General features: G+C 65.9%; 16 protein-coding genes. 15 read left to right on the top strand and 1 reads right to left on the bottom strand.

Going from position 1 to position 19,204, the window contains the following annotated elements:
• Positions 1-16 precede the first annotated feature (16 nt).
• From tssB to CR917_RS11290, 15 genes are all read left to right on the top strand, one after another.
• Positions 17-526, top strand: a complete 510-nt coding sequence (gene tssB / locus CR917_RS11360) for a type VI secretion system contractile sheath small subunit (protein WP_043860560.1) — start codon at positions 17-19, stop codon at positions 524-526.
• Positions 527-551: 25 nt separating this feature from the next.
• Positions 552-2,027: a type VI secretion system contractile sheath large subunit gene (gene tssC, locus CR917_RS11355; protein WP_043860559.1), complete on the top strand. Its 1,476-nt coding sequence runs from the start codon at positions 552-554 to the stop codon at positions 2,025-2,027.
• 14 nt (positions 2,028-2,041) lie between these two features.
• A complete protein-coding gene (tssE, locus tag CR917_RS11350) occupies positions 2,042-2,449 on the top strand; it encodes a type VI secretion system baseplate subunit TssE (protein WP_088513884.1) in 408 nt (135 codons plus the stop codon).
• Positions 2,450-2,514: 65 nt separating this feature from the next.
• Positions 2,515-4,302 carry a type VI secretion system baseplate subunit TssF gene (tssF, locus tag CR917_RS11345; protein ID WP_054916573.1) on the top strand — a complete coding sequence of 596 codons (1,788 nt, stop codon included), beginning with the start codon at positions 2,515-2,517 and terminating at the stop codon, positions 4,300-4,302.
• Complete coding sequence (gene tssG / locus CR917_RS11340; protein ID WP_104572298.1) at positions 4,266-5,273, top strand: type VI secretion system baseplate subunit TssG; 1,008 nt, start codon at positions 4,266-4,268, stop codon at positions 5,271-5,273. Before tssF ends, tssG begins: the two co-directional genes overlap by 37 nt.
• 6 nt (positions 5,274-5,279) lie before the next feature.
• Positions 5,280-7,868, top strand: coding sequence for a type VI secretion system ATPase TssH (gene tssH / locus CR917_RS11335; RefSeq protein ID WP_173925045.1), 2,589 nt, complete (start codon positions 5,280-5,282; stop codon positions 7,866-7,868).
• A 10-nt stretch (positions 7,869-7,878) separates the two neighbouring features.
• A complete protein-coding gene (locus CR917_RS11330) occupies positions 7,879-9,396 on the top strand; it encodes a sigma 54-interacting transcriptional regulator (RefSeq protein ID WP_078481828.1) in 1,518 nt (505 codons plus the stop codon).
• Positions 9,397-9,492: 96 nt separating this feature from the next.
• Complete coding sequence (locus CR917_RS11325; RefSeq protein ID WP_058540727.1) at positions 9,493-9,633, top strand: hypothetical protein; 141 nt, start codon at positions 9,493-9,495, stop codon at positions 9,631-9,633.
• Positions 9,634-9,650: 17 nt separating this feature from the next.
• On the top strand, positions 9,651-10,814 hold the full coding sequence (gene tagH, locus CR917_RS11320) for a type VI secretion system-associated FHA domain protein TagH (RefSeq protein ID WP_078481829.1): 1,164 nt from the start codon (positions 9,651-9,653) through the stop codon (positions 10,812-10,814).
• Positions 10,815-10,819: 5 nt separating this feature from the next.
• On the top strand, positions 10,820-11,314 hold the full coding sequence (tssJ, locus tag CR917_RS11315; RefSeq protein ID WP_078481830.1) for a type VI secretion system lipoprotein TssJ: 495 nt from the start codon (positions 10,820-10,822) through the stop codon (positions 11,312-11,314).
• Positions 11,315-11,316: 2 nt separating this feature from the next.
• The gene (gene tssK, locus CR917_RS11310) at positions 11,317-12,648 is read left to right on the top strand and encodes a type VI secretion system baseplate subunit TssK (RefSeq protein ID WP_054916577.1); all 1,332 of its coding nucleotides are present in this window, start codon (positions 11,317-11,319) and stop codon (positions 12,646-12,648) included.
• A gap of 4 nt (positions 12,649-12,652) precedes the next feature.
• Complete coding sequence (gene icmH / locus CR917_RS11305; protein ID WP_058540725.1) at positions 12,653-13,522, top strand: type IVB secretion system protein IcmH/DotU; 870 nt, start codon at positions 12,653-12,655, stop codon at positions 13,520-13,522.
• Between the two features lie 14 nt (positions 13,523-13,536).
• Positions 13,537-17,094 (top strand): type VI secretion system membrane subunit TssM, encoded by a 3,558-nt coding sequence (gene tssM / locus CR917_RS11300; protein ID WP_104572296.1) that lies wholly within the window; start codon positions 13,537-13,539, stop codon positions 17,092-17,094.
• On the top strand, positions 17,095-17,823 hold the full coding sequence (locus CR917_RS11295) for a PP2C family serine/threonine-protein phosphatase (RefSeq protein ID WP_043860549.1): 729 nt from the start codon (positions 17,095-17,097) through the stop codon (positions 17,821-17,823). It abuts the gene before it with no gap.
• Positions 17,820-18,869, top strand: coding sequence for a serine/threonine-protein kinase (locus CR917_RS11290; protein WP_078481832.1), 1,050 nt, complete (start codon positions 17,820-17,822; stop codon positions 18,867-18,869). Before CR917_RS11295 ends, CR917_RS11290 begins: the two co-directional genes overlap by 4 nt.
• Before the next feature lie 4 nt (positions 18,870-18,873).
• Here the strand turns inward: CR917_RS11290 and CR917_RS27280 are convergent.
• Positions 18,874-19,204 (bottom strand): hypothetical protein (locus CR917_RS27280; RefSeq protein WP_158255586.1); only part of this gene is annotated, 331 nt, incomplete at its 5' end.

Raw genomic sequence — 19,204 nt, 5'->3', positions numbered from 1 at the left:
CGCAAGGAGAAAAGCCATGGCCAAAGAAGGCTCGGTAGCCCCCAAGGAACGCATCAACGTCACGTTCAAACCTGCCACGGGCGGTGCCCAGGAAGAAATCGAACTGCCCTTGAAGCTGCTCGCGATCGGTGACTACACCCAGCGTCCGGACGAACGCAAGGTAGAGGACCGCAAGCCCATCAGCATCGACAAGATGACGTTTGACGAAGTGCTCGCCAAGCAGGAGTTGAGCCTGACCCTCAGCGTGCCCAACCGCCTGCAGGACGACGAAAGCGCCAGCGATGAGCTGGGCATCAGCCTGCGGGTCAACTCCATGAAGGACTTCAACCCGGCCAGCCTGGTCGAGCAGGTGCCAGAGCTCAAGAAGCTGATGGAACTGCGCGATGCGCTGGTGGCACTCAAGGGCCCGCTGGGCAACGCACCGGCTTTTCGCAAGGCCATCGAAGGCGTGCTCGCCGACGATGAGTCGCGCACCCGCGTACTCGGCGAACTGGGCCTGAGCGCCACGCCGACCACCGACGCTTGAGCCTCCCCCGTCAAGGAAGAACACCATGAGCACCAGCGCAGCACAGCAAACCAGCAGCACCGATGGCGAGTACAGCATTCTCGACAACATCATCGCGCAAACCCGCCTGACGCCCGACGATGAAGCCTATGACATTGCCAAGCGCGGCGTGTCGGCCTTCATCGAAGAGCTGCTCAAGCCGCACAACGACGGCGAACCGGTCAAGAAGGCCATGGTCGACCGCATGATCGCCGAGATCGATGCCAAGCTCAGCCGCCAGATGGACGCGATTCTCCACCACCCCGACTTCCAGTCGCTGGAGTCGGCCTGGCGTGGCCTGCAGTTGCTGGTCGACCGCACCAACTTTCGCGAAAACATCAAGATAGAAATTCTCAACGTCTCCAAGCAGGACCTGCTGGACGACTTCGAGGACTCGCCCGAAGTCATGCAGGCCGGTCTCTACAAGCACATCTATACCGCAGAGTACGGCCAGTTCGGTGGCCAGCCGGTGGGCGCGATCATCGCCAACTACTTCATGTCGCCCAGCTCCCCCGACGTCAAGCTGATGCAGTACGTCTCCAGCGTTGCGTGCATGTCCCATGCGCCGTTCATCGCCGCTGCCGGTCCGAAGTTCTTCGGCCTCGAAAGCTTCACCGGCCTGCCGGACCTCAAGGATCTCAAGGACCACTTCGAAGGCCCGCAGTTTGCCAAGTGGCAGAGCTTTCGCCAGTCCGAGGACGCGCGCTACATCGGCCTCACCGTGCCGCGCTTCCTGCTGCGCAACCCTTATGACCCGGAGGAAAACCCGGTCAAGTCGTTCGTCTACAAGGAAACCGTGGCCAACAGCCACGAGCACTACCTGTGGGGCAACACCGCCTATGCGTTCGGCACCAAGCTGACCGACAGCTTCGCCAAGTTCCGCTGGTGCCCGAACATCATCGGCCCGCAGAGCGGTGGCGCGGTGGAAGACCTGCCGCTGCACCACTTCGAAAGCATGGGCGAGATCGAGACCAAGATCCCCACCGAAGTGCTGGTGTCGGACCGCCGCGAGTACGAGCTGGCCGAGGAAGGCTTCATTTCCCTGACCATGCGCAAGGGCAGTGACAACGCCGCCTTCTTCTCCGCCAGTTCGGTGCAGAAACCCAAGTTCTTCGGCATCAGCGCCGAGGGCAAGGCCGCCGAGCTGAACTACAAGCTCGGTACCCAGCTGCCGTACATGATGATCGTCAACCGCCTGGCCCACTACCTCAAGGTACTGCAGCGCGAGCAGCTGGGCTCGTGGAAGGAGCGCACCGACCTGGAGCTGGAACTCAACAAGTGGATCCGCCAGTACGTGGCCGACCAGGAGAACCCGAGCGCCGAGGTGCGTGGGCGTCGTCCGCTGCGCGCGGCCCAGATCATCGTCAGCGATGTTGAAGGGGAGCCGGGTTGGTACCGGGTCAGCCTCAACGTGCGCCCGCACTTCAAGTACATGGGCGCCGACTTCACCCTGTCGCTGGTCGGCAAGCTGGATAAAGAGTAAGCGGGGGCGCGTACATGAGCGGATATGGCAGCCTTTTCGAGCGTCTGGGCGGCGAAGCCGACAAGCGTCGCGGCTGGAGCCGCGAGAGGGCTGCCATGACCTCGGTGGCGGTGCACCTGGGCAAGATGCTCAGTACCCGTGCGGGCAGCGTGCAGACGCTGCCCGATTACGGGCTGGCAGACCTCAATGACATGCGCCTGAGCCTGCATGACGCGCTGAGCCAGGCGCGTCAGGCCATCGAGCAGTTCATCGAAGCCTACGAACCGCGCCTGACCAATGTGCGCGTGGTGTCGCTGCCGCGTGATCACGATCAGCTCAAGCTGGCTTTCAGCATCGAAGGCCTGCTTGAGCTGGACGGGATCAAGCGTCAGGTCAGCTTTTCCGCGCGCCTGGAGGGCGGCGGGCAGGTGCAGGTCAACTGAGACGCGCACCGCGCTGTCGTCTCGCGAACAGGACGTTCCTGAGCATGCAAAACAGGTAACCGAGCATGTCCTTCAATCATTACTACCAGAGCGAGCTCACCGCGTTGCGCCAGCTGGGGCGACGCTTTGCCGAGCGCAGCCCGGCCCTGGCGCCGTTTCTGGGGCAGGCCGGGCGCGACCCGGACGTGGAGCGGCTGCTCGAGGGCTTTGCCTTCCTCACCGGGCGCCTGCGCCAGAAGCTCGATGACGAACTGCCCGAGCTGAGCCATTCGCTGATGCAGCTGCTGTGGCCCAACTACATGCGCCCGCTGCCGGCGTTCAGCATCCTGCAGTTCGACCCGTTGGGCCAGTCCGGCCCGCCCTTGCGGGTGGCGCGCGATACACCGGTCGAGAGCCAGCCGATCGATGAGGTGCGCTGCCGTTTTCGCACCTGCTACCCCACCGATGTCATGGCCCTGGACCTCACCGCGCTCAATTACTCGGTAAAGGGTGATGGGGCGCTGCTCAGCCTGCGCCTGGAGATGAGCTGCGACGGGCATGTCGGCGAGCTGGAACTGAGCCGCCTGCGCCTGCACCTGGCAGGCGAGCGCTACATCAGCCAGATGCTCTACCTGTGCCTGCTGCGCAACGTGGAAGGCATCGAGCTGGTGCCGCTGGGGGGCGATGGCAAGCCGCTGGTGCGCGCCAGTGGCGAGAACGTGACAGTGCGCCTGGCTGGCAACCGTATCCAGCCGGTCGGCTTCGCCGAGGAAGAGGCGCTGATTCCCTACCCGCTGAACACCTTTCGCGGTTACCGCTACCTGCAGGAGTACTTCGCCTTCCAGGACAAGTTCCTGTTCGTCGACCTCGACGGCCTGGAGGCACTCAAGTCCCTGGGCACGGAAACCCTCAAGCAGATGCGCGGGCTGGAGATACGTTTCGACATCCGCAGGGGCGGCATCCAGCGCATGCGCCCCACGCTGGACAACGTCAAGCTGTACTGCACCCCTATCGCCAACCTGTTCCAGCACGATGCCCTGCCGATTCGCCTGGATGGCAAGCAGGACGAATACCTGCTGCTGCCCGCCGAGTACGACCTGGAGAACTGCGGGGTGTTCTCGGTGCACAGCGTGACCGGCTGGAAGCCCGGCGGCGTGGGCTACCAGGCCTATGTGCCGTTCGAGTCGTTCGAGCACGACCCCAGTTTCGACGTGCCGCAGACCAGCCCGCACTACAGCATTCGCCAGCGCTCCTCGCTGTTGCATGACGGCCTGGACACCTACCTGAGCTTCGGAATACGCGATACCCGCACCCACGAGACGCTGTCCATCGAGCTCACCTGCACCAACCAGAACCTGCCGCGCCGGCTCAAGCTGGGTGATATCGACCAGCCGTCCGAGCAGACCCCGGAGTTTCTCACCTTCCGCAACATCACCCCGGTCACGGCCAGCTACGCACCGCCCCTGAACCGGGATTTCCTGTGGAAGCTGATCAGCAACATGTCGCTCAACTACCTGTCGCTGGCCAACGTCGATGCGCTCAAGGTGATCCTGGAAACCTACGACTTGCCGCGCTACTACGACCAACATGCCGAGAAGGTCAGCAAGCGCCTGCTCGGCGGGCTCAAGTCGATCCGTCACGAGCATGTCGACCGACTGCATCGCGGCCTGCCCCTGCGCGGGCTGCGCACCGAACTGACCATCGACCCGCAAGGCTACATCGGCGAAGGCGACCTGTTCGTGTTCGCCTCGGTGCTCAACGAGTTCTTTGCCCTTTATGCCAGCCTCAACTCGTACCACGAGTTGCGGGTCAGAAGTACCCAGGGAGAGGTGTACCAATGGACACCACGTATGGGCCTGCAGCCCCTGCTTTGAGCGGGCTGAGCCACGCAATACGCGAATACTCGCTGTTTCAGGCCGTGCTGCTGGTCATCGACCGGCTGCGCGAGTTCCATCCGCACCTGAGCGAAGAGGAGCTGTACGACCAGCTGGAGTTCCAGGCCAATCCGAGCCTGGGCTTTCCGGGCAGCGACGTCGATCGCGTCGAGTTCTTCGACGACCGCGGGCAGATGCGCGCACGCCTGCGTTTCAACCTGATTGGCCTGTGCGGCGCCAGCTCGCCGCTGCCGGCGTTCTACGTGGAGCAGGCGCTGGGCGATGGCGAGGACGGCAACACGACCCGGCAGTTTCTCGACGTGTTCCACCATCGGCTACAGCGCCTGATGCTGCCCATCTGGCGCAAGTACCGTTATCGCGCACGCTTCCAGAGCGGGGCGATGGACCCATTCTCGGCGCAGCTGTTCGCCCTGATCGGGCTGGGTGGGGAGCACATTCGCGAGGCCCGCGAACTGAACTGGAAGCGCCTGTTGCCCTACCTGGGCCTGCTGAGCCTGCGTGCCCACTCGGCGGCATTGATCGAGGCGGTGCTGCGCTACTACTTCAAGCATGCGCAGCTGGTCATCGAGCAGTGCATCGAACGTCGCGTGGTCATCCTGCAGGAGCAGTGCAATCGCCTGGGGCGCTCCAACAGCCTGCTGGGCGAGGACGTGGTGCTGGGCGAGCGGGTGCGTGATCGCAACGGCAAGTTCCGCATCCACATCACCCAGCTCGACTGGCAGCGCTTTCACGAGTTCCTGCCGATCGGCTTCGGCTATCAGCCGCTGTGTGCCCTGGTGCGTTTCACCCTGCGCGACCCGCTGGACTACGACATCCGCCTGGTGCTGCGCCAGGAAGAGATTCGCGAGCTGCGTATCGGCCAGGACAACGCCTGCCGTCTGGGATGGACGAGTTGGCTCGGTCACGAACGCGCCGATGGCGTGGTGACCCTGGGAAGCAAAATTCATTAAGGACCGATGAACATGATCACCGTAGACCTGCAACAACTCATCCAGGCGCTGGACGCCGACACCCGTCGTGACCTGGAGCGCTGCGCCGAACGTTGCGTGGCACGTGGCGGCAGCAGGATCCTGGTCGAGGACCTGCTGCTGGAATTGCTCGATCGCCCCGAAGGCCTACTTGAACGGGCCTTGCACGACGCCGACGTGGCGCCGGGCGAACTGCGCGCCACCCTGCAGGTGCAGCTTGAACACAGCGTTTCGCGCAACCCGGTGTTCGCCCCCGAACTGGTGCAGTGGCTGCAGGATGCGCTGCTGGTGGCCAACCTCGAACTGGGCAGCAGCCAGGTCGAACAGGCTGCGCTGATCCTGGCGCTGCTGCGCAACCCCGTGCGCTATGCCGGCAGCCATTACCAGCCGCTGCTGGCCCGCCTGAACATCGAGCGCCTCAAGGGCTTCGCCCTGGCGTCCCGGCCGGTTGCAGCGCAGGGTGCCGCGGGCGGGCAGGGCGAGTCGATGCTGCAGCGCTTTACCCACAACCTCACGCAGCAGGCCCGCGACGGCCGACTCGACCCGGTACTGTGCCGCGATCAAGCGCTGCGCCAGATGATCGACATCCTTGCCCGGCGGCGCAAGAACAACCCCATCGTGGTGGGCGAGGCCGGTGTGGGCAAGACCGCCATCGTCGAGGGCCTGGCGCTGCGCATTGCCGCCGCCGAAGTGCCGCCGGCACTGCGCGGGGTAGAGCTGCTGGCGCTGGACATGGGCCTGCTGCAGGCCGGCGCCAGCGTCAAGGGCGAGTTCGAGCGACGCCTCAAGGGCGTGATCGACGAGGTCAAGGCCGCGCCCCGACCGGTCATCCTGTTTATCGATGAAGCCCACACCCTGATCGGTGCGGGCGGCAACGCCGGCGGTTCGGATGCGGCCAACCTGCTCAAGCCTGCACTGGCGCGGGGCGAGCTGCGCACCATCGCCGCCACCACCTGGAGCGAGTACAAGAAGTACTTCGAGAAGGACCCGGCCCTGGCCCGGCGCTTTCAGCCGGTACAACTGCACGAGCCGACAGCGGACGAGGCGGTGACCATCCTGCGCGGCCTGGCCCAGGTGTATGAGAAGAGTCACGGTATCTACCTGCGCGATGATGCGGTGGTGGCGGCGGCGCACATGTCGGCGCGCTACCTGGCCGGGCGACAGTTGCCGGACAAGGCGGTCGATGTGCTCGACACCGCCTGTGCCCGGGTGCGCATCAGCCTGGCCGCCGCGCCGCAACGCCTGGAACGCCTGCGTGCCTCGCTGGCCGAGGGCGAGCGGCAGGTGCAGGCGCAGCAGCGCGACGCCGAAGCCGGTGTGGCCATAGACCAAGAGGCGCTGCACCTGTTGCAGGCGCAACTGCGCAGCGACCAGGCCGACCAGCAGGCCGTGCAGGCGCGCTGGGAACAGCAGCGCGCGCTGGCCGAGCAGGTGCTGGACCTGCGCCGGCAGTTGGCCGAAGCCCGCGAGCAGGGCAATGCACGGGATGACGTGGCCGTACTGCAGGCCAGCCTGGAGACCACCCGCAGCCTGCTGGAAGCGGCGCAGGCCGAAGAGCGCCTGGTCAGCTTCGAAGTGTGCCCGCGCCTGGTGGCCGAAGTGATCAGTGCCTGGACCGGCGTGCCGCTGGAGCAACTGGCCCGCGAGCACAACGCCAGGATCATGCGTTTTGCCGAAGACCTGCGTGCGCGTATCCGTGGTCAGGAGCAGGCCGTGCAGGCCCTGGACCGTTCGATGCGGGCCAACGCAGCCGGCCTGGCAAAGCCCGATGCGCCGGTCGGGGTGTTCCTGCTGGTGGGGCCCAGTGGCGTGGGCAAGACCGAAACGGCCCTGGCCCTGGCCGACCTGCTGTATGGCGGCGAGCGCTTCATCACCACCATCAACATGTCCGAGTTCCAGGAGAAGCACACCGTGTCGCGGCTGATCGGCGCGCCGCCCGGTTACGTCGGCTATGGCGAGGGCGGCATGCTCACCGAGGCGGTGCGCCAGAAGCCCTATTCCGTGGTGCTGCTGGATGAGGTCGAGAAGGCCGACCCGGACGTGCTGAACCTGTTCTACCAGATCTTCGACAAGGGCGTGGCCAACGACGGCGAGGGGCGCGAAATCGACTTTCGCAACACCCTGATCCTGATGACCTCCAACCTGGCCAGCGAGCAGATCGCGAGCCTTTGCCAAGGCGCCGAACGGCCCTCTGCCGAGCAGCTGGAACAGGCCATACGCCCCGCCTTGAGCAGGCATTTCAAACCGGCCTTGCTGGCGCGCATGCGTGTGGTGCCGTACTACCCGGTGAGCGGCCCGGTGCTGCGCGAGCTGGTCGAGATCAAGCTGCAGCGCTTTGGCCAGCGGCTGCTGCGCCGGCAACTGGGTTTCACCTATGCCCCGGCGCTGGTCGAGCACCTGGCCGAGCGTTGCACCCAGGGCGACAGCGGCGCGCGGCTGATCGACCACCTGCTCGACCTGCACCTGATGCCGCAGGTGGCTGACCGGCTGCTGGCAGCGATGGCGGCCGGGGAGTCGTTGCAGCAGGTGCATGCCACGCTCGATGGCGATACGGGCGTGAGGTGCGAGTTTGCCTGAGGTGGGGGTGATGTTCACCCACGTGCCGCAGCCCTTGCGCTATGCCGAAGCCCTGTTGACGCACTTCGCCAGCCTGTCGCGTACGGGCCGGGAACCCGCGCTGCAGGAGCGCTTCGTGCAGGCGGTGGCCGAGCTCAGCGGTTGCGAGCTCAGTCAGCTGTACCTGCTCGATGCCACCCACACTTCGCTGAGCCTTGCCGCCGAATGGCTGGGCGGGGCCTTGCAGCCGCGTGCTGCCGCCAGCGTGCCGGTGGATTACAACGGCGAGCAACTGCTGCAGTTCGCGCTGTGCCAGAACCGTTCGGTAAGCCTTGCCGACCTGCCCGCCAGCCTGCTCGACACCAGTTTCCTGCCGGTGCTGCACAGCCCCTGGCAGTCGCTGCTGTGCGTACCGCTGCTCAACCCGCACCAGGCCATCGCCGGCCTGCTGCTGTGTGCCAGCCGTACCAGCGTCGACCTGGGCGGCTTTGCCCAGTCGCTGGGACAGCTGGGGGCGTTCGTGCTGGTGCAAATGGAGTTGCTGCAACGCCTGCACCAGCCCGAAGCGGCGCCGGCGCCGCTGCCCGCCACGCGCGCAGGCGCCACCGACTACGGGCTGATCGGCAACAGCGCCGCGATGCGCCAGGCCTACCAGCTGATCAGCAAGGTGCTGCACAGCCCCTACACCGTCCTGCTGCTGGGCGAGACCGGCACCGGCAAGGAGGTCGTGGCCCGGGCGATTCACGACTACGGCCCGCGCGGTACCCGGCCGTTCGTGGTGCAGAACTGTGCGGCCCTGCCGGAGAACCTGCTGGAGAGCGAACTGTTCGGGTATCGCCGGGGCGCCTTCACCGGCGCATTGCGCGACCGCCCTGGCCTGTTCGATGCCGCCCACGGCGGCACCCTGCTGCTCGACGAGATCGGCGACATGCCGCTGTCGCTGCAGGCCAAGCTGCTGCGCGTGCTGCAGGAGGGCGAGATCCGCCCGCTGGGTTCCAACGACACCCACACCATCGATGTGCGCATCATCGCCGCCACCCACCGCGACCTGGCGGTGCTGGTCAGCGAAGGGCGCTTTCGCGAAGACCTGTACTACCGCCTGGCGCAGTTCCCCATCGAGTTGCCGGCCCTGCGTCAGCGCGGCGGCGATGTGCCAGTGCTGGCCCGGCATTTCTCTGCCAAGGCCTGCGAGTTTCTGGGGCGCAAGCCCCTGCAGTGGTCGCCGGCGGCACTGGCCTACCTCGACGGGCTCGCCTGGCCGGGCAACGTGCGTGAACTCAAGGGCCTGGTGGAGCGCGCGGTGTTGCTGTGCGACGGCGAGTGCCTGCTGCCTGAGCATGTTGCTCCGGCCAGCGAAGTACCGTCGGGGGACAGCGGGCTGAACCTGCGCGACCGCCTTGAAAACGTGGAGCGCCACTGGCTGCTCGACTGCCTGCGCAAGAACGCCGGCAACCAGACCCTGGCCGCACGCGAGCTGGGCCTGCCGCGGCGCACCCTGCTGTACCGCCTGGGGCGGCTGAACATCAACCTTGGCGAGTTCGAAGGTTGAGCGGCCATGGCGAGCAATGCTGCATTTTCCCTTACAACCGTGCGCTGCCCCCGGCGGGCGGCGCCCCGTGCAATGCCCACCGATGGAGATCTGCAAATGTCTGTTCGTCACTGGCCCGCCTTGCTGCTGGCGCTGATCGTGCTCAGCGGCCTGGGCGGCTGTAGCGGCAATTACAAATTCAACGACGACACCTATCGCCCGCTGGGCGATCCGCAGGCAGCCAACCGCGGCAAGTGAGTGCAAGGAGCATCAACATGGAACTGGTTCTTGAAACGCAGGGACGCAGCAAGACCTTCACCCGTGCAGGCGGCGTGATCGGGCGCGACGAGGCGTGCGACTGGGTCATCAGCGACCCGCAGCGGCATGTCTCCAAGCGACATGCGCTGGTCACCTGTCAGGAGGGCGTGTTCTTCCTCACCGACATCAGCAGCAACGGCACCCGCGACGGACGCAGCGGTGCGCAGCTGCGCAAGGGGCAGGCGCAGCGAATCGAGCAGGACAGCGTGTACCTGCTGGGCGGTTTCGAGGTGCGCGCGCGCCTGGTCACCCGCACCGCAGCCGATGTCGAGGTCGGCCTGCCCAGCGCCGCGGGCAGCATCATCCCTGACGACGCCTTTCTTGAGCTGGACCCGTTCCATGCCCTCGACCAGCAGGACGTCGAGCCTTCGCCCCTCGACGCACTGAGTGCACTCGACACGGTTGCACCGGTGGCCCGCCAGCGCCCCGACTACGCGCGCATAGACATGGAAAGCCTGCTGGTACCCAACCTGGTGGCGCAGCCCGAACCCGACGATGAACCACAGGCGCCGCCGGCACCTGCATGTAACGAACGGTTCTGGGCAGCCTTTGGTACCGCCCTCGGGGTCGATCTGGGCGGGCTCGACCCTGGTGCCCGTGAAGCCCTGGCGATCAAGGCGGCCGGCCTGCTCAAGCAGAGCATCGGCGGCGTGCAGCAAAGCCTGCGCACCCGCAGCGAACTGAAGAACGAGTTGCGCCTGGCCCTGACCACCTCCCACCGCGCCAGCCACAACCCGTTGAAGTCGAGCGCCGATGCCGGCCAGGCGCTGGGCCTGTTGCTGCACCCGGCCGCGCCCGGCCAGCTCCCTGCGAGCCAGGCACTGACCCAGGCCTACCGCGACCTGCAGGCGCATCAGGTGGCGATGCTGACGGCCTGTCGCGCTGCGCTGCAGGGTGTGCTTGAGCACTTTTCGCCACGCCAGCTGGGCCTGCAGTTCGAGCGCGGCCGGGCACCGCTGCTGCGGACTGCCGGCAGCCAGTGGCGCGCCTACGTGCGCTACCACCAGGCCCTTGGCCAGGACGATGAATGGAGCGAGCGCCTGCTGGCGCGCGACTTCGCCCAGGCCTACGCCGAACAGGTTCGCCTGATCGGCACCCTTCACACCGACGCTCAAGGATGATCCCCATGCTGCGCTGCAAGACCTTTCTCTCCACCGGCCTGATGGCGCTGGCGCTGTTGCTGGCCGGTTGCTCCGCGCTGTCGCCGTACTCGGAACTGACCAAGCTGCAACTGACCCTCGACGCCGGCGACCAGCTCAACCCGGACCTCAATGGCCGGCCCTCGCCGATCGTTGTGCGCCTGTTCGAACTCAAGCACCCGGTGGCCTTCGAGCATGCCGACTTCTTCAGCCTGTACGAGCGGGCCAAGGAATCCCTGGCGCCAGACCTGGTGGTCAGCGAAGAGCTGGAGCTGCGCCCCGGTGAGCACGTGACGCTGCGCCTGAGCGTGGAACCTGGCAGCCGCTACGTCGGCGTGCTGGCGGCCTACCGCGACCTGGAGCAGACCCAGTGGCGCTACGTGGTCCAGATCACCCCGCAGGCACTCAACAGCGCCAGCCTGGCGCTGGACCAGGCCGGCATTCGCAACAGCAACGCCACACTGGCCCGGACGGAAAACTGATCATGCATGTGCACAAAGTCATTTGGCAGGAAGGCATGCTGCTGCGTCCGCAGCACTTCCAGCACAACGATCGCTACTACGACTACCAGATGAAAACCCGAACCCAGCTGCTGGGCAGCTACAACTGGGGTTTTCTCAGCCTGGAGATCGACCAGCAGTTCCTGAGCATGGGCAAGCTGGTGGTCAGCCAGGCCAGCGGCGTGCTGCCCGACGGCAGCCTGTTCGAACTCAGCAGCAACATCGAGCCGCTGGCCCTGGACATACCGCCCAACACCGGCAACACGCCGGTGTACCTGGCACTGCCGCTGGTGACCGGCAACCACATCGAGACCCGGCGACTGGAGCAGTCCGATGTGCTGGCGCGCTATATCGCCTACGAAACCCCGGTCAGCGACTCCAACGCCGGTGACGACATCAACAGCGACATCAGCTGTGCACGGCCGGACTTTCGCCTGCTGCTGGGCGAGCAGCAGGGCGATCAGGCCTACGTCAAGCTCAAGCTGTGCGCCGTGCTCGACACCACCCCGGACGGCGTGATCAGCCTGGACCCCGAGTTCGTGCCGACCTTCATCCACACCCACGCGTCAAGCTACCTGCTGTCGTGCCTCAAGGAGGTGATCAGCATGCTCGGCCACCGTGGCGACACCATTGCCGAGCGCATCCGTTCCAACGGCAAGGTCGGCGGCGCGGAGGTGGGCGACTTCATGATGCTGCAACTGATCAATCGTACCGAACTGCTGCTGCGTCACTACCTGGGCCTGGACCAGCTGCACCCCGAGGAGCTGTACCGCACCCTGCTGACCATGCTGGGGGACCTGGCGACCTTTGCCAGCGACACCAAGCGCCCGCGTACCGACAGCCGTTATCAGCACAGCGACCAGGGCGCGAGCTTTCGCCGGCTGATGGACGGCATACGCGAGGTGCTGTCGATGGTGCTGGAACAGCACGCCATCGAACTGGACCTGCAAACCCGCCAGTACGGCATCCTGGTGGCCGCCGTGCACGACCAGACGCTGCTCGCCTCGGCCTCGTTCGTACTGGCCGCCAGCGCCAACTGCGACAGCGAGACCCTGCGCACGCGCCTGCCCTCGCACCTCAAGGTCGGCCCGGTGGAACGTATCCGGCAACTGGTCAACCTGCACCTGCCTGGCATCAAGGTGGTGCCGTTGCCGGTGGCGCCGCGGCAGATCCCGTTCCATTCCAACAAGACCTACTTCCTGCTCGAATTCAACGCCGAAGACCAGGCCCTGCTGGAGCGCTCCGGTGGTTTTGCCTTCCACGTCTCGGGCGAGTTCGCCGAGCTCGAACTGAAATTCTGGGCCATCAGGAACTGACCGCATGCACAAGGACATCGAACACCGTCAGGACGACAAGACCGTGCTGGTGGACCGCCAGGGCCAGGCGCCCAGGCAGGTTCCGCTGACCGATGGGTTGGCCACGCCGCGCCTGGAGCAACTGGAAGACCGGATGATCTACTCGGCCCGCCTGGGCCCGGCCGAGGCCATCAACATCAGCCTCAACACCCTGGTGGCAGCCGCCTCGGACCTGCTCTCGCACGTGGTGCGGCTCAAGCACAGCGACAGCCGCGAAGATCTCGACGCCCTCAACCAGACACTCACCCATGGCATCAAGCTGTTCGAGGCCCATGCGCTGCACAACGGCGCCGAGCCCAGCCAGGTGATGACCGCGCGCTACGTGTTGTGCTCGGTGCTCGACGAGGCCGTGGTCACCACCTCCTGGGGCAACGAGAGCGAGTGGGCGCAGATGAGCCTGCTCAGCACCTTTCACAACGAGACCTTCGGTGGCGAGAAGTTCTTCCAGCTGCTCGATCGTCTGTCGAAGAACCCTGTCAAGCACCTGCCGATGCTGGAGCTCATGTACCTGTGTCTGTCGCTGGGGTTCGAGGGCAAGTACCGCGTGATGGTACGCGGCATGCTCGAACTCGAAGGGATTCGCGACGCCTTGTTCCGCCAGGTGCGGCAACTGCGCGGGGATGCCCCGCGCGAACTTTCGCCGCAGTGGGAAGGGCTCAACGACCAGCGTCGCAGCCTGGTGCGGGTGGTGCCGTGGTGGATGGTCACGCTGTTCGCGCTGATCTGCCTGGTGGTGATGTATTCGGGGTTCGCCTGGGTGTTGGGCGAGCAGCGCGAGGCCGTGCTGCAACCTTTTCAGCAGCTTGACCCGGAAACGGTCCAGGCGCAGCAGTAGAACAGGGACGTGTGATGAAAAACTTCTTCAAGAAAGTCAGCGATTTCCTGCGCAAGACGTGGGTATGGACGCTGTTGCTGGTGCTGTCGCTGGTACTGCTGGTGTGGTTCGTGGGGCCGCTGCTGGCAGTCGACGATCACCGCTTCTGGGCCTCGGCCACCTCGCGTCTGCTGACCATCAGTGCGCTGTTCCTGTGCTGGGGGCTAGGCATGGTGTTCGCCAGCTGGCGCGCCGGGGTGCAGAAAAAGGCTGTCGAAGAGAGCGAGGACGGCCAGGAACGCCTGCGCCGTGAAGCGCGCATCGACGAGGACCACAAGGAGCTGCGCAGCCGCTTCAGCGAGGCGTTGCGTACGCTCAAGGGCTCGAGCCTGTATGGCGGGCGCAGCGAGCGCTGGCGCAACGACCTGCCCTGGTATTTGCTGATCGGCCCCCAGGGCAGTGGCAAGACCAGCCTGCTGGACTTTTCCGGCCTGGAGTTTCCGCTCAACAAACTGGACCGCCAACTCACCCGCGACACCCGCGGTACGCGCCATTGCGACTGGTATTTTGCCGACCACGCGGTGTTGATCGACACCGCCGGACGCTACCTGACCCAGGAAACCGCCGAGGTCGACGCCAGTGCCTGGCGTACCCTGCTCAACCTGCTGCGTCGACGCAGCCGCAGCCGGCCGCTCAACGGCGTGCTGGTCAGCGTGCCGGTCGAGCTGCTGCGCAGTGGCGACGAGAAGGGCCTGGAAAACCTGGCGCGCCAGGTCCATGCGCGACTGCAGGAAATCCAGCAGACCCTGCATGTCCAGGTGCCGGTGTACCTGGTGCTGAGCAAGGCCGACCAGTTGCAGGGCTTCGACGATTTCTTCGACCAGCTCAGCCGTGAAGAAAGCGACCAGGTACTGGGCAGCACCTTCACCAAGGCGCAGAACGGCACCGATGTGGCCGTGCTGCGCCAGGCCTTCGAGGCGCTGCTGCGGCGCCTCAACAGCCAGGTGATCATGCGCATGCACCACGAGCGCGATACACAGCGGCGCGCGCGCATCCTCGACTTCCCGCACCAGCTGGCGCAGATCGGCGAGCAACTGTGCCTGTTCGTCGACATCGCCTTCACCGGCAATCGCTACCAGCGCGCCAGCCAGCTTCGCGGGTTCTACCTCACCAGTGCGCCGCACCTTGTCCAGCAGCTGGACCCGGACACCGCCAGCATCGGGGCCAGCCTGGGCCTGCCCAGCACGGTGCTACCCACCTTGCGCAGCGGGCGTTCGCGGTTCATCCATCACCTGCTCAGCCGGGTCATCTTCCCCGAGGCCGACCTGGCCGGCCTCGACCAGCGCGAGCGGCGACGCATCGACTGGGGGCAGCGCGCACTGTATGTCGGCGCGCTGGGCGTACTGGTGTGCTGCGGGTTGCTGTGGGCGGGCGGTTTCAGTGCCAACCACGACCGCCTCGAGCAACTGCGCGGGCTCGGTCAGGTGTGGGCCGGGCAGCGTGCAGCGCTGACCCCGCAAAGCGATGCCATGGCCGCGCTCAAGCCGCTGGACAGCAGCTATGCCGCGACCCAGGTATTCCCGCCTTCGGGTGATGCGTCACTGCATGAGCGCCTGGGCCTGTACCAGGGCGAGCAGAGCAATCCGTTGCTTCGCAGTGCCTACGAACAGGACCTGCACACCCAACTGCTGCCGCGGGTGGCCAAACAGCTCGAAGGGCAGATACGTGGCAACCTGCGCGACCGTGAGCGCCTGCTCAACAGCCTGCGTGCCTACCTGATGCTGAGCATGCCCGACCGCCGCGAAGCCGCCTGGCTGCAGGAGTGGGTAGCCGCTGACTGGTCGCGCCGCTACGCGGGCAACACGGCGGTGCAAAACGGGCTCAACGGGCATTTCGAACGCCTGCTGCAACTGCCATTCAGCTACCCGCTGGACCCGCAACTGGTGGCCCAGGCACGCAAGGTGCTGCGCAGCGAATCGCTGGTCAACGTGGTGTACCGGGTACTGCGCGAGCAGGCCAGCAGCCTGCCCGACTACCGCCTCAGCCAGCACCTGGGCCCCCAGGGCGGGCTGTTTTTCGGCACCGACTACGTGATTCCGGGGTTTTACACCCAGCAGGGCTACGAGCAGTATTTCTCGGTACAGGGCTCGACCCTGGTCAGCGAGCTGCTGCGTGACAACTGGGTCCTGGGTGAGGGCAGCGGCATCAGCGACATGGACATGCGCCGCCTGCTGGTAGGATTGGAACAGCTGTACTTTCGCGACTACGCCAACCACTGGAGCGAGGCTGTCGGCCAGGTCGGCCTGCAACCGTTCGGCGATGCCGGCGAGGGCGCCGATCAGCTTGCCGGGCTCACCTCGGCCAACTCGCCGGTACTTCAACTGCTGGTGCAGGTGCGCGACAACACCCGTTTCGAGCCCGTGCCGGGCAGCACCGATGAGCCCGCCGAGGCACCGGCCAGCGACCCGGCCAAGGGGGTCAAGCTGGGCAAGAAGGCCAACACGGCGGTCGCCGTGGCCGGCAAGGTCCAGGGCGCCCTGGCGAGCAAGCCCGCCGTGGCGGCCAAGCCGCTGCCCGACACCGCGAAGAAGTCCCTGCAGCGGCGTTTCGAATCCCTGCATCGGCTGCTGGACGAAAACAATGGCCCCTCCGCCGACCTCACCCCGGCGCTGCAGGCGCTCAACGACCTGCAACTGCAGATGGCCGGCCTCGCGCGCGCCAGCCAGCCGGAGCAGATGGCCTTCGAGCTTGCCAAGACCCGCATGGGGGGCCAGCGCGATGCGCTCAGCGCCCTGCGCAACGCCTCCGGGCGTCTGCCGCGACCGCTCAATGGCTGGTTCAACCTGCTGGCCGAAGACAGCTGGCGGCTGGTACTCAACGATGCCTACCAGTACGTCAACGAGCGCTACCAGAGCGAGCTGTACGGCTTCTACGGTGAGTCGATCCAGCAGCGCTACCCGTTCGATGCCCACAGCACCAGTGACGTGGCGATCAACGACTTTCGCGAGTTCTTCAAGGCTCAGGGCATCGCCGAGCGCTTCTTCGACACCTACCTGCGCCCATTCATCAGCGGCGACCCGGGCAGCTACCGCCTGCGCAGCATCGACGGCCAGAGCCTGCCGATCTCGCGGGTCTACCTGGACCAGATGGCCAGGACCCAGACGATTCGCCAGAGCTTCTTCGCCGAGAACCCGGCGCAGCCGCAGGTGCAGTTCAGGCTCGAGCCCTACACCCTGGACTCGGCGGTGAGCCGCGCCGAGTTCCGCTTTGGCGATCGGCAGCTGGACTATCGCCACGGCCCGGTGGTGCCCATGACCTTCAATTGGCCGACCGATGCCCAGGACGGTCGCGCAAGCCTGGTGCTCGAACGCATGGTCGAGCGCCCGATCGGCATCGAGAAGAACACCGGGCCGTGGTCGCTGTTCCGCCTGTTCGACCTGATGCAGACCGAGTACCTCAAGGGCCGCGACGTGCTGGTGCTCAAGGCCGAAGTGGGCGGGCTGCGGGCCAACTACCTGCTCAGCAGCCAGCGTGCGCCCAACCCTTTCGACGTTGGCGTGTTACGCGGCTTTCGTCTGCCGGGGTCGCTCTAGATGCAGGTTGGAGCACGCTGGCGCAGCGCGGCGCGCACGGATGCTGGCAAGGTGCGCATGCGCAACGAGGACGCGTTTCTGGAGTGCCCGGCGCAGGGCCTGTGGGCGGTGGCCGATGGCATGGGCGGCTACCGCGGTGGCGACCTGGCCAGCCAGCTGATCGTCGCCAGCCTGGCCGAGTTGCCGGCCCATGGAAGTTTTGACGAGCGCCTGGAAGGGGTGCGCGGGTGCCTGCATTGGATCAACCGGCGCCTTGGCCAGGAACTGACCGTCACGGATGCACACCACGACAGCATCATGGGCAGCACGGTGGTGGCGCTGCTGCTCGAGGGCGAGCGTGCGGCGTGCATCTGGGCCGGCGACAGCCGCTGCTACCTGTGGCGCCAGCAGCGTCTTTACCAGCTGTCACGCGACCATTCGTTGCAGCAGCAGTTGATCGACCAGCGCCAGATGAGCGCGGAGCAGGCGCGGGCGCAACCGGGCGCTCGCGCCCTGACCCGCGCCCTTGGCGCCAGCGAGCAGCTGACCCTGGAGGTGCTGGAGCTGCAGGTATACCCGGGCGATGCGTTCCTGCTGTGCAGCGACGGCCTGTACCAGGAACTGAGCAGCGATGCCCTGGGCAAGGCGTTGAGCCTGGCTTCGGCGCAGGTCGCGCTGGAGCGTCTGTTCGAAGGGGCATTGCGTGGCGCGGCGGGGGACAACCTGACCGCAGTGGTGATTCGCCAATGAGCAGACACCAGCCCGACCTCGGTGCCTTGCTGGCCACCGAATCCCGCGACGCCAACCTCACCTATTTCGCCTTCGTCAACGGCCAGTTGGCCACCCCGGCGCCCGCTGCGGCCAAGCGCAAGGGGCGCCGCACAGGCAAGAAAAAGCCGGCGCCGACACCGCCGCTGGTGCCGCTGCCGCAGGTGCTGGCCGGGCGCTATCGGCTCGAACGCCTGCTCGGTGCCGGCGGCATGGGCATGGTCTATCGCGCCCGCGATCTGCTGCGCGAGCAGTTCGGTGACCCGCAGCCCTGTGTGGCGATCAAGCTCGTGAGCGAGGCGCTGGCCGCCTCGCCGGATGCCAACGCGCTCCTGTTCAGCGAGTTTGCCCTGACCCGGCACGTGGCGCACCCGCAGGTGGTCAACCTGTACAGCTTCGAGATCGACCCGCCGAGCCAGCGCGCCTTCATCACCCTGGAGCTGCTGCGCGGGCCGGCACTGGACAAACTGCTGTGCGAGCAACCGCTGGGCCTGCACGGGCAGGCGTTGAACGCCATCGTGTTGCCGCTGCTGGAAGCCCTGGCCTGCTGCCATGCCCGGGGCGTGTTTCACGGTGACCTCAAGCCGAGCAACGTGATGCTCGGCGAAGATGGCGTGCGCCTGTTCGATTTTGGTCTTGGCCAGGCCGACGCCGGTGTGCTTTCGGGGCTGGCCCACCTCAGCCGCGAGCGCTTCAACGCCTGGACGCCCGGCTACGCAGCACCGGAACTACTTGAACACGGCACGCTGGGTGCGGCGGCGGATATGTATGCGGTGGCCTGCCTGATCTACGAGCTGGCCAGCGGCAAGCATCCCTATCGGCGCCTGCCTTCAACTCAGGCCCGCGCCGAGCAGCTCGATCGCACGCTGACGCGCCCGTCGAACCTGCCCACGCACTGCTGGCCTGCGCTGAAAAATGCGCTGGCGTTCGACCCTGCCCAGCGCACGGTCAGTGCGCGGCAACTGCAGGAGGCGATGGCGTCGAAAGGGGGCTATTGGGGGCGTGTTTTTTCGCTTTTCAAGCGCTGAAAATCTACCCTGCCGTTTTTACCAACTGCGCAACTTCTTGCGCACTCAAATGTGGATAACCCTGTGCATACATTTCCCTAGGCCTTTGGGATAAAGGCCTACAGACGAGTGCGCAACTTCTTGCACAGTACTGCGCAAGAAGTTGCGCACTTTTTCGGGTTTTCTCGCGTAATTCATCCTGCGCAGGCGAGCTTTCCCAGGCGAGGGTGTCGCCGTCCCAGCCGAACAGGGTGAAGCCGCAGTTCAGCTCGCGCTGGCGCTTGGCTCGCTCCAGCTGGTTCCAGCCAGTACCGGCTTCAGGTTTGTTCCAGTAATGCGCCGTCGAGTGCTTGTGC

The sequence above is a fragment of the Pseudomonas sp. BRM28 genome (assembly GCF_002939405.1).
GTDB lineage: Bacteria > Pseudomonadota > Gammaproteobacteria > Pseudomonadales > Pseudomonadaceae > Aquipseudomonas > Aquipseudomonas palmensis.
This window is presented reverse-complemented; position numbering and strand designations above follow the sequence as displayed.